The sequence below is a fragment of the Gemmata algarum genome, assembly GCF_034097035.1.
In the GTDB taxonomy this organism is placed as follows: domain Bacteria; phylum Planctomycetota; class Planctomycetia; order Gemmatales; family Gemmataceae; genus Gemmata; species Gemmata algarum.
In genome coordinates this window covers 228,130-242,526 of the sequence record NZ_JAXBLV010000110.1, presented here as the reverse complement: position 1 = coordinate 242,526, position 14,397 = coordinate 228,130, and the positions used below count along the sequence as shown (strand labels likewise).

At 65.3% G+C, this 14,397-nt stretch carries 8 protein-coding genes; 5 read left to right on the top strand and 3 right to left on the bottom strand.

Annotated features, from left to right (window positions below):
- Positions 1-86: 86 nt before the first annotated feature.
- Positions 87-2,879, bottom strand: a complete 2,793-nt coding sequence (locus R5W23_RS10305; RefSeq protein WP_320686252.1) for a beta strand repeat-containing protein — start codon at positions 2,877-2,879, stop codon at positions 87-89.
- A 631-nt stretch (positions 2,880-3,510) separates the two neighbouring features.
- Between R5W23_RS10305 and R5W23_RS10300 the strand changes: the two genes are divergently transcribed.
- From R5W23_RS10300 to R5W23_RS10290, 3 genes are all read left to right on the top strand, one after another.
- Positions 3,511-5,754, top strand: a complete 2,244-nt coding sequence (locus R5W23_RS10300; RefSeq protein WP_320686251.1) for a DEAD/DEAH box helicase — start codon at positions 3,511-3,513, stop codon at positions 5,752-5,754.
- Between the two features lie 117 nt (positions 5,755-5,871).
- Positions 5,872-6,237 (top strand): hypothetical protein, encoded by a 366-nt coding sequence (locus R5W23_RS10295; RefSeq protein WP_320686250.1) that lies wholly within the window; start codon positions 5,872-5,874, stop codon positions 6,235-6,237.
- A 121-nt stretch (positions 6,238-6,358) separates the two neighbouring features.
- Positions 6,359-6,706: a hypothetical protein gene (locus R5W23_RS10290; RefSeq protein WP_010043755.1), complete on the top strand. Its 348-nt coding sequence runs from the start codon at positions 6,359-6,361 to the stop codon at positions 6,704-6,706.
- A gap of 59 nt (positions 6,707-6,765) precedes the next feature.
- Here the strand turns inward: R5W23_RS10290 and R5W23_RS10285 are convergent, their stop codons facing one another.
- The gene (locus R5W23_RS10285) at positions 6,766-7,794 is read right to left on the bottom strand and encodes a bifunctional heptose 7-phosphate kinase/heptose 1-phosphate adenyltransferase (protein ID WP_320686249.1); all 1,029 of its coding nucleotides are present in this window, start codon (positions 7,792-7,794) and stop codon (positions 6,766-6,768) included.
- A 211-nt stretch (positions 7,795-8,005) separates the two neighbouring features.
- Between R5W23_RS10285 and R5W23_RS10280 the strand changes: the two genes are divergently transcribed.
- On the top strand, positions 8,006-8,362 hold the full coding sequence (locus R5W23_RS10280) for a hypothetical protein (protein ID WP_320686248.1): 357 nt from the start codon (positions 8,006-8,008) through the stop codon (positions 8,360-8,362).
- Between the two features lie 124 nt (positions 8,363-8,486).
- Positions 8,487-9,182, top strand: a complete 696-nt coding sequence (locus R5W23_RS10275; RefSeq protein WP_261185636.1) for a carbonic anhydrase — start codon at positions 8,487-8,489, stop codon at positions 9,180-9,182.
- A 198-nt stretch (positions 9,183-9,380) separates the two neighbouring features.
- Here R5W23_RS10275 and R5W23_RS10270 read toward each other — a convergent pair whose 3' ends face one another.
- A complete protein-coding gene (locus tag R5W23_RS10270) occupies positions 9,381-14,363 on the bottom strand; it encodes a hypothetical protein (RefSeq protein ID WP_320686247.1) in 4,983 nt (1,660 codons plus the stop codon).
- Positions 14,364-14,397 lie beyond the last annotated feature (34 nt).

Here is a 14,397-nt window from a genome sequence, read left to right as displayed (position 1 = left end):
AACGGCTCGCCCAAGTGGGCGAGCCGTTGCGTGCGTATCAGTCGTTCACGCACTCCGGCGGGCTCCAAGTGCCCGCCAGGAGTCAATTAGCCGACGAACACACCGCCGAGGAACCCGTCGAACGCGGCGATGGTGCCGAGGGCGGCAAAGCTGCTGCCGTCGAACGTGCGCACCAGCGCGTTGCTGCCCGGCCCCGGCCCGACCAGGATGTCGGGAACCGCGTCGCCGTTGATCCGCCCCAGGCCCACGCGTGCGCCGCTGGTGCCCGAGATCGTCGCGATGGTTGCGCCGCCCGTCGCGACCGTGGTGCGCTGGAAGACCTTCACTTGGCCGTTCACGCCCGGCCCGGTGCCGACCACGAGTTCCGCGAACCCGTCGGCGTTCAGGTCCCCCGCGGCCACCGTCACGCCGCCGCTGAACCCCGGGAACGCCAGGAAGCTGAGCACCTCGTTCCCGGTGCGACCGAACGCCTTCACGTGCGACGCGCCGGTCGCGGTGCCCACAACGATCTCGTCGGCGCCGGTCCCGTCGTAGTTGCCCGCGGCCACCGTCACGCCGCCGTTGAAGCCCGAGAACGCGATGAAGCTGGACAGCAGCGTGTTGTTGGCGAAGCTGAACGCCTTGACGTGCGCCGCGCCCGAGCCGGTGCCCACAATGATGTCGCCGCGGCCGTCGCCGTCCACATCGCCGACCGCAACGTTTACCCCGCCGTTGAACCCCGTGAACGAGAAGAAGCTCGAGATCAGCGCCCCGGTGGCGCCGTCGAACACCTTCACGTGGCCGCCGGCCGCCCCGGCCCCAGCCCCGGCCCCCACGACGATGTCTTCCACCTGGTCGCCGTTCACGTCGCCGGTGGCCACGCGCACGCCGCCGTTGAACCCGTCGAACGCGAAGAAGCTGAACCGCAGCGAGCCGTCCTGGTTGTACACCTTCACGTGGCCGTTGGCGCCCGCGTCCGCGCCCACCGCCGTCAGGTACACCGGCGTCGCGGCCGGGGTATTGATCTGTTGGTCCGTGAACAGCGTCACGGTCACCGTCGCACTGCTGAACGCCAGCCCGTCACTCACCTGGACGATCAGGTTGAACGGCCCGCTGCCCACCACGCTGACCGCCCCTGGGTTGGCGACGGTGATCCGGCCGGTTGTCGGGTTGATGGCGAAGGCGCCGCCCGTGTTGCCCCCAATGATGCTGTACGTCAGCGGGTTGTTGTTCGCGTCGCTGGCGGCCACCACGCCGGCGAGCGCCCCCGACGGGCTGCCGGCTGGCAGCTCGAACGACTGGTTGACCACCGACGGGGCCACGTTGCCGGCCGCGGCCGGGGAGCTGAAATCGACCGTCCCGCGGCCGGGCACGTCGACGCTGTGGTCCACCACCTGCTCGATGAACGCGAGCGACGTGGACGCGAAAACGTTGTTGCGGGCCGAGGTGTTCGCTGCGGCACCAGCGGCGTTCAGGTTGATGATCGCCCGCGCCGCGCCCGCCGGCCGGTAGTTCGCGAAGTTGTTCCCGCCGCTGCTGGTGCCGAGGGACGTCCCGCCGCCGCCCGCGTCCGCTAGGCCGCCATTCTCCACCCGCAGCCCGGCGATCGCGTTGTTGTTGAGGTCCGTGCCCTGGATCAGGGCCGTCCCGCCGTTCACGTCGATTCCGACGCCGGTGCCCGTGAACGAGCCGTTGTAAATCGTCGCGACCGAGCCGGCCTGAATGCTCACGCCGGTGCCGGTCGCCGTGCCGGTGATGACGTTGCCGCCGCGCAGCTCGGCCACGCCCTTCGACTGGATCAAAATCCCGGTCTGCACGTTGGTCAGCGTGTTGCCGAGAACGAGCACCGGACCATAGCTCGAGAAGTCGTACCCCGGGAACTCGACGGGGCTGAGCCACTCCAGCCCGATGTTCGCCCCGGTCACCGTGTTCCCGGCGTAGGTCACGACCCCGTTGGGACCGGAGTGCGAGGTGATGATGAACGCCTGTTGCAGGTTCGCCGCCGGGTTCACACCCGCGGCGTTCAGGAACTGGTTGCCGCTGACGGTGATGTTGCTCCCGTGGGAGTGGCCGTTCTCCCAAATGCCCACGATCCGCTGCGGGTTCGCGACGGCGGCCGCGTTCAGCACCCGGATCGTGTTCCCGGTGATCCGCAACCCCTCATAGGTTCCCGGCAAGTACGTATCGGACTGAATCCCGACCGTGCTCGAGTTCGCCGTGGAGCCGGCCGCGTCGCCGGGGATCTCGATCAGGTTGTTCGAAATCGTCTGCCCGGTGCCGAAGCTGTAGTTGATGCCGACGTTCTGGGACACGTCGGCCGGCGCCGCAGCCGTGCTCAGGTCGGTCGCGATGCGGATCCGGTTGTTTGTGATCGTCGTGCCGGAGTACGCGCCCGCGCCGACCGTTTTCGGGTCCGCGTACATCCCGATCCCGAGGTCAAAGTCAAGCAGGGTCAGGTTGGAAAACGTCCACCCGGTGTTGGCCTCGGCCGGGGTCGCCGCGCCGGGGAAGTAGAACACGCCTTCGAGGTCAACATTGGGGAGGTCGCCCGGCCCCTGGATCACCGCAGACCCCAGCGACGCGGCGGTCACAGTGACGTTTTTCAGGCCGCCGCCAATGGTAATCGCGTAATCGTCACCGCCGGTGCCAGCAACGCCGTCGTTGCCCTGCGCCCACGAGGCCGCGGCGAACGTCTCGGTCCAGTCAAAGACACCGCTCAAGATAACGGTGTCGCCCGACTTGACGAAGTTCGGGCTGAGCGGGTTGGTGAACGCATCGGCGAGGATGCGGTAGTTGTTGTTCGACGCGGTGAACCCACCGGTCAGCGCGGTGATTGTGATGGTTGCCGGGGTGAATCGGCTCTCGAGCGATTCAGTCGTCAGGCGAGCTCGGTTGCGCATCGGTTCAGGTCGTGAGGAGGGATCGGGTCGGGATAGTCTTCCGAAAGCGACACCTGCGAGGGTCGGGAAGGCCCGCAGGTGAGCACCGGTGGCCGCCGTCAGGCGCGAACTGTGGCCAGCGCCGCAGAATCCTTCTGCCCGCAGTTGCATTTATAAGCGTATAGCGTCAGCACTGATTACGGCTGAATGCGACTTTAATGAATATCCGAGAACTCACGTCGCACTACCAGCTTAAAAAATAGCTCTTTCGCGGCGGAGCAGAACATTTTTCGGGTCACATAGTAAACGCTAGCGATTACTGTCTCACCAAAATTCGCCACACCCGAATAACCAGTTTTGTGCAGCCGCGGGTGTCCAGTTGTCGGTCGCGTTCTGTGATACCCAAAATTAGTTTACACAGCTTGCACAGTTTACATGGTTGACGCGACGTAGTGAACCCACAAATTATTTTTTCGCCTACGCCTCAAAGGCCTCATAACGCGATTGACCGGTCCGAGCGTGCCCAAAGCACGTCCTCACCGGCTCACCAAAGCCGACGCACGGTGGCGACGTTCCGCGCGGCGGCCGCCGCGGGGCACGGTACAATGGCGGCGCAACCCGTTCTGCGGCCCGGGTCGGCGAAAGGAAACGCATGCTCCGCGAAGTGCAAATCGACATCCGGCGACAGCGGGCAAAGGCCACAAAGTTCGCAATCGAGAACACTGGTAAGAACCGCGTGTTCTCGGACTATCGGGTGACCAACCCGGAGTCCGGCGGGCAGTACACGGTTTCGATCAAAGGGTTCGAGGTCGGGGACAACGCCTGCACCTGTCCGGACTTTAAGGCGAACACCCTGGGGACCTGCAAGCACATTGAGGCCGTGCTCGACCACCTCAAGGACGAGCTGCCGGTACACCTCCAGAAAAAGAAAGCGGTCGTCACCCGGCCCGAGATCTTCCTTCACTACGGCGAGCAGCTTCAGGTCGGGGTTCACCTCCCCGCCCGGCACTCCGACAAGCTCGGGCGGCTGGCGCACGCCTACTTCGACGACAAAGGGCTGTGGTCCGGGCGGGGGAAGTACCCCGACCTCATCCGCGACGTGGAGGCGGTGCCCGAAGAGGTCACCGTGATGTCCGACGCGCTCGAGTTCATCGACCGCGAGATCGAGCGCGCCGAGATGCTCGCCCGCGAGCAGGAGTGGCTGCAACAACTGGAAGCCGGCACGCTCGACCTGCCCCTCCTCTCCGTGCCGCTGTACGACTACCAGATGCGCGGGGTGCTGTTCCTCGCGTGCCGGGGCCGCAGCATCCTCGGCGACGACATGGGGCTCGGGAAAACCGTGCAGACACTCGCGGCGGTCGAGCTGCTGGCCCGCGAGCGCGGCATCCGCCGCGCGCTGGTCGTCGCCCCGGCGTCGGTCAAGTACCAGTGGGAGACCGAGATCCGGAAGTTCACCGCGCGGCCCGTTCAGGTGATCGAGGGCGGCCCCGGGGCACGGCTCGACCAGTACGCCGAGCCCACCTTCTTCCGGCTCGTAAACTACGAACAGGTCGTGCGGGACCGCGAGGCGATCAACGCCTGGAAGCCCGACGTGATCGTGCTGGACGAGGCGCAGCGGATCAAGAACTGGGAGGCGAAGACCTCGCGCGAGGTGAAGAAGCTGCGGAGCCGGTACGCGATCGTTCTGACCGGCACCCCGCTGGAGAACCGGCTCGAGGAGCTGTACAGCATCGTGCAGTTCGTGGACGAGCGCCGGTTCGGGCCGGCGTTCGAGTTCCTCCACGAGCACCGGGTGCTGGACGAGAACGGCAACCTCAAGGGGTACCGCAACCTCGACAAGATCCGCGAGAAGCTCGCGCCCATCTTCCTGCGGCGCACCCGCGGCGAGGTGCTCACGCAGCTCCCCGCGCGCACGGACAACACCGTGTTCGTGGAACTCGCCGACGAGCAGCGCGGCCCTTACGAGGAGCAGCGGGTCACGCTGGCGCGGCTCCTTCAAAAGAACTACCTGACCGACCTCGACAGGAAGCGCATCCTCGCGTCGCTGGTGAACCTCCGCACCATCTGCGACAGCCTGTTCCTGTACGACAAGCAGACCCGCGTGTCCCCCAAGCTGGACGAGTTCGCGGAACTCGTCCCCGAACTCGTCAGCGATCACAAGCTGGTGGTGTTCTCGCAGTGGGAGACGATGGCGATGGAGGCCGCGAAGGTGCTCGACCGGTTGGGCGTCGGGTACGTGCTCCTGCACGGCGGCCTGCCCGGGAAGGAGCGCAAGGCGGTGCTCGAGCGGTTCCAGACCGACGCGGCGTGCAAAGTGTTCCTCAGCACCGACGCGGGCGGCACCGGCCTGAACCTCCAAATGGCGGACACGGTGGTGAACCTCGAACTGCCGTGGAACCCGGCGGTGCTGGAGCAGCGCATTGCCCGGGTTTACCGGATGGGTCAGAACCGCCCGGTGCGCGTGATCAACTTTGTCACCCGTGGCACAATTGAGGAGCGGGTGCTGCGCACGGTCGAATCGAAACAGGCGCTGTTCGCCGGGCTGTTCGCGGGCGACGCGGACGAGATCCCGTTCGAGGCGGTCGGCACCGGCGGGTTCCTCGACACCATGCGCGAGCTGGTCGAAACGGGTGCAGAAGCGGAGGACGGCGGGCAAAGAGCCAGCGACCACGATCAGAAGACACAAGGCGAGCGTGCGCCGGCCTTACCGCCGTCGTCGCTTGCGACCCGGCCCTCGCCTTCCGCGTGGCACGGGTTGGCCCAAATTGTAGAAGGTGCGTGCGCGGTGCTGGCCGACCCGGACGCGATGCAGCAACTCCCACCCGAGGCACGCGAGCGGCTGCGCGCCGCTATCCGCTCACTCGACAGCCACTTCCGTTCAGAACCGTCAAATTAGTATCGCGCGAAGGGCCGTTGGTACGGGTCGTGCAAGTTCTACCTCCGCTGAACCGGCCCGGCGTGGATCGCCGGCCGAACGAACGGCTCCCCACCCGGGCAGCCCCGGAGGACAAAGATGAAAACGTTCGCACTTACGGCCCTTGCCGCCATCGGTCTCGCGTTCACGGCCGGCACCGCCGACGCCCAGTTCCGCAGCCGCAGCGTACCCAGCTACAACTACCCTTCGACGGTCTACAACTACCCGTCCACTGTTTACCCGTCGGCGATTTACAACTATCCGTCCGTCACCTACTCGTCTTACGCGCCGGCGTACACCGGCATCGTCACCAGCAACTACTACTCCCCGTATTCGGGCAGCGTGGTCACACCCGCCGGCTTCACCACGACTTACAGCACACCGTACTACAGTGCTCCGTACTACAGCACGCCGTACTCCAATAGCTACGGCGGCATGTACCGAGGCCGCGGCTGGCGGCGGTAACGCTTCCACCACCGGGCCGAGGGGCGAATCCTCGGCCCGCACTTTTTGTTGTTAAGGCACGACAATCGCAAGGTATGTTCTAACGTTCCGAGCCCGCGGACTTCAACATAGGAGGCACACCATGAAACGCTTTACTTTCGCCGCGGTGGCCGCCCTCGCCATCGGCCTGACCACCGCCGCGACCGCCGACGCCCAGTACGCGTACCGCTTCTACAACACCACCCCCAACGGCGGCGTTGTGGTCACCAATAACTACGGCAACTGGGGCGCGTACGGCGCGAACCGCACTTACGTTTCCCCGTTCGGGGGCGTGTACCAACGGTCGTACTACGGGGACGTGTTCGGTAACTCGGTCGGCCGGTCTTACGGATACAACCCGCTCGGCGGGTACGGCTACAACCGCGGGTTCGGGTACAACCCGTACAACCCGCTCGGCGGCTATAACTACAATTTCTACCGCCGCTGGTGAGCGAATTCGTAGTCGAGCAAGCGAACGGGCCGCGGATCTGATCCGCGGCCCGTTCGCGTTTAGCCCACCTCGCGCCAGCGGGCGCGGACTTTCTCGGGCGGCGCGGTGCCGGTCACCCCGATCTGCTGAATGGTGATCGACGCCACGAGGTTCCCGAACGCGGCGGCCTGCTCGTGCGTCAGCCCGCTGACCATCGCGGACGCGATCCCCGCGGAGCAACTGTCGCCGGCGCCGCAAATGTCGATCGGCCCCGCAACGGGGTACGCCGGCACGCTGGTGAGCACCGGCTCGCCTTTTCGGGTGTCGAACAGGCGGATGCCCTGTTCGCCGTTAGTCGCGAATACGAGCGGGCCGGGGGGCAGGGTCTTCAAATCGGCGTCGTCGTAGACCGCCCCTCCGATGGTGGGCACCTGGAAAGACAACTCGCGCGACGACTTGAGTTCGTTGCCGTTCGGCTTCACACAGACGTGGCGGAACTGGTAGATCCGCTCCCGGCTGTCGGCCATGACAAACTTGTCCGGGTCGCGATCGGCTAGTCGTGCGACGTGCTCGCGCACGCGGGCGGTCACCACGCCGCAATCCTCTTCGCTCACCTGATCGAGTACGAGCAGCGCGTCGAGTTGCGGCCACGTGGCGTCGAGTAACTCGATGATGCGCGACTGGATGCCGTCCGGCGTCGGGGTGCGGTTCTTGATGTCGAGCCGGTTCAGTTCGTCCTTTCCCAGCATCGGTTTCGTGTAGGTGGGGGTGCGCCGCGCCTCCGACTGGATGATCCCGCCCTGTTCGACGGCGGGAAGCGTCCGGAGCGCCTGGCGGAGTTCGTACCCCTCGCCGTCGTCGCCGATGCACGCGATGGGGTAGATACGCCCCACGCCCAGCGCCGCGAGGTTGTTGATGACGGTTCCCGCGGCGCCGGGATAACTGCGCACCTTCACGACCTGATACGCGGTGAGCCCGGTTTCCACTGAAGGCTCGTTCAGACCCGGGTCGATGTCCAGGTAACGGTCGAGGAACAGGTCGCCGAGCACCCCGATCGTGCGGCCCGGGATGGTGGTCAGTACACGTTCAACAAGGTCGGTTGTGAGCATGGGGGCGGGCTTCTGACGCGGGGGCAGAGTTTCTGTTCGCGTTTTCAGAGTACTGGTTCGATTGCGGCCGACATCTCGAAATCCGGGCCGTTTATGGGCGAATCGTGGTGAGTGTGCGGCCGCCGGGAGTGACGGGGGGCGAATGCACTTGCTGCGGAACGAATTTTGCGTATACAATTTGCCCTTAGCCCCGTTGCCGGTCAGGGAGTCCATGCGCAGATTAGGTGCGACGCTCCGGTTCCTCGCTGTGGCCGTGTGTCTGGTGCCCTTCACCAGTTCGCAACAGGCCCGGGCGGTGCTCTTGCCAATCCTCCCGGCCCCGACCGCGCCCCACGCACCGACGAACGAGGAAGAGGAGCAGCGCGAGGAGCGCGGCGAGCGGGAAGAGAGTGCGGCCAAGGCGCGACACACCTTCCCGTATCGGAATGCCGAGCCGATTCGCGAACTCGTTGCGACCCTGCCGCCCGCGCACGCTATGCACCACTCTCACGTCGCCAAACCGCGGACGACGCCGCCGAGCGCCGCCGACCCGTTCCGCAACGGACTTGGCGCCCCCTATCGCTGTTAGCCGGTTCCGTCACGCACCCCGCGCGCCCCGAACCAACCGGTCGGTCCCAGGACCGCGCCGCGCACGCGACCGTGCGCGGCGGCCCAGCCCCCTCGCGTCACGATCCAAATGGAGACGGTATAACGTGGAAAAGCTCATCAGCGGGATTCACAAGTTCCAGGCCGACGTGTTCGCCCCCAACAGCGACTTCTTCCGAAAGTTGGTGGAGGGGCAGCACCCGCAGGCGCTGTTCATCACCTGCTCCGACTCCCGCATGGTGCCGGACCTGATCTGCCAGACCGACCCCGGCGAGCTGTTCGTGCTCCGGAACGCGGGCAACATCGTCCCGCCGTACACGCCGGGCGCGGCCAGCGGCGAGGCGGCCACGATCGAGTACGCGATCCGCGGGCTGGGCATCAAGGACATCGTCATCTGCGGGCACACGCGGTGCGGGGCGATGCAGGCGGTGGCGGAGCCGTCGGCGACGGCCAACATGCCGCGCGTGCGCCAGTGGCTGGAGCACGCGCAGGCCAGTTCGGAGATCGTCTGCTCGTGCTACGGGCACCTGACGGGCGAGGCCCGCGCGAAGGTGATGGTGCAGGAGAACGTGCTGACGCAGGTGGAGCACTTGCGCACCCACCCGACGGTGGCGGCGGCGCTGGCGGCGGGGGAGCTGAAGCTGCACGCCTGGGTGTACAAGATGGAGACCGGCGACGTGTTCGCCTACGACCCCGAGAGCGGTCAGTTCACGAAGCTCGCGACCGACGCCGACCCGACCCAGTCGTACCCGCTGATCCCGCGCCGCCCGGCGACGCCGCTGAGCACCGCGGACGCGATCTGATCGCACGCCGGCCGCGGCAACGCCGGCGCGGTCCGCCGGTGTCACCGCGACCGGCCGTCAGCCGGTTGTGCGTCGTCGCAGTCGCGTCTTTGCCTCCTGGACGTTCGGTGTCGGTGGGAAAAGCGGCGTGAATAAGCAAGGGGCGGGCGGCGGTCCAAGTGGATCGCCGCCCGCCCCTTCACTTCAGTCTACTCGAACTCAGCGGAGCCGCTCGACGTAGGGCACGACCGGCTTGTACTTATCGAGAGTGAAGTTGAACCCCGGTTGTGGCCCAACATACCCCGGCCGCACGTTCGACACGCACGTCCCACCCCAGGCACTACGCGACAGATTGAGGACCCCAATCTGATTCGCCGCGAGTCCATTCGGGTACCTCGCTCCCGGGTCCGGCGGGTTTGGTGGGGCCATCGGACCAACCGCATCGACGACCAAGACTTGCGTTTCAGGGCCGTACCCCAGCACCAGTTGGGGATTAGAACCGGCCTGGAACGATACCGTTTGCCCGTCAACCGGCACTCGGAACGTTGTGCTGTCACCAACTCCGCTCGCCAGCGTCAGCACGGCGGGCATCGTCGCCGGATTAGCCGTCGGTCGAACGGTCGAAGTCAGCGCGGTGAAGAACGGTTGGCCGCTCGCGTGCACCGGGTTCACCGGGTCGAGCGCCATGTTCGACATGTCGATGACCGCGACAAACTTCTGCCGCATGTCGCCGGGGATCTGGTCGTACACTTCGGCCCCGAAGCGCGGCGGCGCTGGCGCGCCCGACGGGTAATTCCCGGTCTGTAGGCCCTCGTACTCGAAGTATCCAACGGTCAGGTACACCACAAACGAGTGGCTCACGGTGGTGAGGTTGTTCATGACCTTGCGCAGCGGCTCGCTCTGCGTGTACGGGTGATGAACAACGGTGGGGTCAGCCTGCGGGTCCAGAATCAGGTGCGGCTCCGGGTTCGGGATGGCCATTGTCGGCTCCGGGCGCCGCAAGATCGTGTCGCCGTCGCTGAACGTACTCGGGTTCCCGTAAGCAAACGTGCCGGCCGTAGCAGTCGGGGCCGCGAACGGCATGAACGGCCGGTCGCCACCACCTTCCCCGAGGCTCCCGGTTGGCACCGGGGAGTTGAACACGGTGGCACCGTCCGCCTGCTTACGTCCCTGCATGTTCGAGCGGGACCGCAGCCACTTGTCCCACACCGTGTCGTTCACGAAGGCGAGGTTGAACCGGTTGTTCGCCTGTGGCGCCCACACGCCCTGCACGACGCGACGGTCCTGAATCACGTTCGGGTTCAACTTACCGGCGACCCGGCCGCCGTGGGCCACGCGTAGGTCCGGCGACTTCACGGACAGCAGCCCCAGCGCCCGCGTGAGCCCGTCGTTGTGCCTCGTCCACAGCGCGTAGCTGGCGTCGTACCGGAGAGACGGTGCGGTCGCGTTCGGGCGCACGAACTCGGACGTGAGCCGGTGCGGCGGGCAGTCTCGCACCGTGAACAGATCGCCCTGCGTTTCGAGCGGCCGGTCCAGGTGGGGCAGCCAGTCGAACGGGAGCATAATGGTATCCGTGAGCGTTGCCGGGGCATTGGCAGGTGTCACGGTCGCGCCCGGCGGAAGCGATGGTAGTTGCCCCCTATTCAGGTGTCCGTTGTGACGTCCGAACGTGTTTTTCGGCTCGTTCGGGTCGTTCGTTACCGTCGGATCTGTCGCCGGAGTCGGGAGTGTTGGGGCGCCAGTCTGGTCCCGAATCATGGAATCTGTTAGCGAAGAAGCGACAGCGCGGGCAGTGTTCCCGTTGTACACGTTGTACACTCCAGGGCCGTCCGCTGGAACCATGCCCGAATACGCAGCTAACGGCTGGACCTTTCCAACAGAAAACCTCTGGTCCACCGGGTCATACCCACCCGGGTTGCCACCGTCTCGTTCCTTGCGGTCCGTCGCTTGTCCCGCCGCGCGGTGAACCGCGTCGAACGCTGGCACGTTGTCCATCATGTCAACTGTGACGTAGGGGTTGGGCGTCCGATTCGGATCGTAGCTGTAGTTCGGGTCGTTGGCCTGCAAGTACGGATTGGTGAGCCGGCGGAGTTGGACGACGTGCCGCTTGAACTCCTTGTTTGATAGGGTGGTCGCGCTGGGCATCGTCAACATGTACCCCATCCCGTTACTGGACATCGCCGGCCCGAGGGGTTGCGAATCGACCTTGTTCGTTGTTGCCCAAACGCCGGCCGCCGGTGGGTTAAATTCTTTCGCGTCCTTTTTCGGAGTGAGCGTCGGCGGGCCGACAAGCACGAACCCGCCCGCCGGGAGTGTGCTGGTCGGTGCGCCTGTATACGGCGGAGCATACTGGCTATTGGGGCCATTGTTAAGCAGTGTCACATCGTTAGGCGCGACAGCCGCAGGGTTACTGCCGGCCGGAACAAGCGGGAAATTAAAGATCGCGTCAGCAGCGACCGGCGTTCCGGTCGCGTTACCAAATACTCCGGACGTGTTACCCAGCGAGCTAAGGAACGAGATCCGGTCCTCGGTGCCACCAGTAGCTTGAATCGCACGTGCGATTTGGATCTGATAAGCGTTCAGGCTTACGGCGCCGGTACCAAGTACACCGGTGTTTGCTGCGTGCGGGGCAGAAGTCGGGTTCACTAACTCGGCCCAAAACCGAACGTGTGCGTTGGCCGTCGGTGCCAACGGGATCGGGTTACCGTCCTTATCCTTGAGGGCTTCAACTTGGTCACTCATCCCCGTATCGTTGGTGATCTCACTATACACCTCGTTGAGCAGCAACCGCGGCTTTTCGACGCCGAACACCGCCCGGTTGCCAACCTTTGCCGCTTTCAAATCCTCTGCTGCACCTTCAACAGGGTTCCACAGGAACGTGGTGCTGACATCGTCGTTGTCGATGTGGTCCACGATGTTCACTGCGAGCTGCGCCAGGTATCGCAGCGCGTCGTATTGCTGCGTGGTGTACGTCACACCCGCGCCGTTGATTTGGCGACTGATCGGGTTAGGAAGGCTGATGTTGCCGGTGTTCGGGTCAACGATGGCCGCCGCGCCGGTCGCAACACAGAGGCGGACGAAAATGTCTTTCGCCAGCGCCTGCCGGTCGGCCTCGGCCTGAACAACGTTGCCCATGTTCTTTAGCAACAACGGGTCCGGGGTCGGCGTTCCCACCGGGTTTACATCGGTGCCCAGCGGCTTCGTCAGGTCGGTGCGGTAGTCGGCCAGTGGGCGGTTCAGGTTCACCGACCCCAGTGCGGCCTGAATGTTGTACCAACGCTGCGTAATGCTCGTGCCAATAGCCACCGGCGGCGCGAAGTCGGTCACCGTCCCAGGGTTTTGCGGCGGGGGGTATACGGTCGCGGTAGCGTTGGCGCCAGCGAACAGGCCGCCCGGCTTGGTCGCACCCGCAACGATTTGCAGCGCTGGCGAAGCAGACCCGGTACCGCTCCCGTCGTCGCGGCTCACGAAGTTCGGCGCCAGGGCCGGGCGATCCAACCCCGTCGCCTTTGGGGTGAAGAGGAGCCGCCGGTTGTGCGCCGGGTCGAGCCGGTAAGTGGACGGCGTGCCTGCCCCCGGGTTCGCCAAATACGGGTAAGCGTTCGGTTGCCCCAGGAACGTGTCTTGCGCGGCCTTGGTCGCGAACGCCTGGTAGTACCAGTCCGGAGTGTACGCGTACCGCAAGCTGAACCGCTTCAGGTCCGTGTACGGGAATATCGGGCTGGTCGTGTTGGCCGTGTCACGCACCGCGAACTCGTCCCGGTTGTACCCGGCGGGGTGTCCGAGCGTCGGATCAGGGAAAGCCGGGGGCTTGGGCACCTGGGCGTTGTCGTTCTGGAAATTGCTGTAGATGGGGTTCAAAGTCGGGTTGGCACGTGACGGCTGCCCGAACAGGCTGTTGCCGGCCGGGAACTGGAAATCCACCTGTGCCCCGGTCCACGACACGCCGCCGTAGGTCGGGAGCAGTTGTCCGGTCGCGAACGGGTTGAACTCGGCGGCGTAGTTCGCCTTTCGCCCCGCGGTCAAGCTCTTACGGTTCGCTTCCATGTTAGCGGCCAAAGGCATCGGAGGCGGAGTGGTCGCGTTGTAGTCGCTGAGCCCGTAACCAATATCAACCGCCCACGGCCCGTAGCCGCCGTACCCCTCGTGCGCGCCGCCATTAAGCTGGTTTCCGTGGACGCTCATGTCAAACCGGCCGTCCAGCGGCAGGACGAGCGCAGCCACCAGTGGTTGCACCAGCGTACCGTTGGCCAACCGCATCGGCGACAGACCGATGTGCATCCACAGGCTGTCGTTTAGCGCGATGAAGCCCTTGCCGTCAATGAATCGATACGATCCGGGGCAGTTCTGCACGTCCCCGGTATAGCTGCCGTCGGCGTTCGGTGGAACGCGTGGGAAGTTCGGGTGCTCAGGTAAGGTCGCAGAACCAGGACGTGGGCGCAGTGTCAGTACGCGACCGGCGTCGTTATACCAGTTTGGATTTGTGGGCGCGAGCGAGCCAAAGATCCAATCCCGGTGGAACGACGGAACCAACACCTCACCGGTGTACGGATCTTGGGCGCCGAGGAAGAAATCTTTGACGCCCGGATACGTATAACCTGCGTGCTTGCCGACGTAGTCGCGGCCAGCGACGGTGTCCTTGAACTGCCAACTGCCGCCGGCACTCGGCAGTCGGTTCCGAGTCCACTCCGGGTCGATCAGCAGGGGCTGATTGTCCATCTGCATGGCAGTGTAGTTCACGATCCGCTGACGGTTCGTGATGCCGGCTAGAGATGGGTAGGTGGCCGTACCGTTGTAGGTGTACGTGTTAGGTTGGTCGTTGAAAGGGCCGACCCCGGCCCACGGGGTCACGGACCCAACCCACGGGTTGCCCGGCGCCGAGTAGTCAGACCGACTGCCGTACATGCTCCGCGCGATGCTGTGGCCGCGCATCGCGTTCTGGAGCGCGGCGCCGTCGTCGAGATCGTCATAGAGCAGCCCGCCGAAGAACGCGTTGACCGCGTTCGTCGGGTCCGGCGGTGTCTTGGCGGGAACCGCGATGGCGTCTTGATACGCCATCGCCGCGGCCTTCTCGCGGGCCGCGTACATCACCAGCGCCAACCCGGTCACCATCATGATGGTGATGAGAAAGAAACACGTGATGAGGATGGCCGTACCGCGGCGCGGGGGCCGGCGGTGAGAGCGGAGGAGTGGTCGGAACATGTCCTTCTCCGATGCGTGTGCGTTCGGGATCGGC

What these genes read in the sequence shown, in the direction of transcription:
- R5W23_RS10285 (WP_320686249.1), bottom strand. Translation starts at nt 7,794, where the DNA reads ATGCTCACAACCGACCTTGTTGAACGTGTACTGACCACCATCCCGGGC.
- R5W23_RS10305 (WP_320686252.1), bottom strand. Translation starts at nt 2,879, where the DNA reads ATGCGCAACCGAGCTCGCCTGACGACTGAATCGCTCGAGAGCCGATTC.
- R5W23_RS10300 (WP_320686251.1), top strand. Translation starts at nt 3,511, where the DNA reads ATGCTCCGCGAAGTGCAAATCGACATCCGGCGACAGCGGGCAAAGGCC.
- R5W23_RS10290 (WP_010043755.1), top strand. Translation starts at nt 6,359, where the DNA reads ATGAAACGCTTTACTTTCGCCGCGGTGGCCGCCCTCGCCATCGGCCTG.
- R5W23_RS10295 (WP_320686250.1), top strand. Translation starts at nt 5,872, where the DNA reads ATGAAAACGTTCGCACTTACGGCCCTTGCCGCCATCGGTCTCGCGTTC.
- R5W23_RS10270 (WP_320686247.1), bottom strand. Translation starts at nt 14,363, where the DNA reads ATGTTCCGACCACTCCTCCGCTCTCACCGCCGGCCCCCGCGCCGCGGT.
- R5W23_RS10280 (WP_320686248.1), top strand. Translation starts at nt 8,006, where the DNA reads ATGCGCAGATTAGGTGCGACGCTCCGGTTCCTCGCTGTGGCCGTGTGT.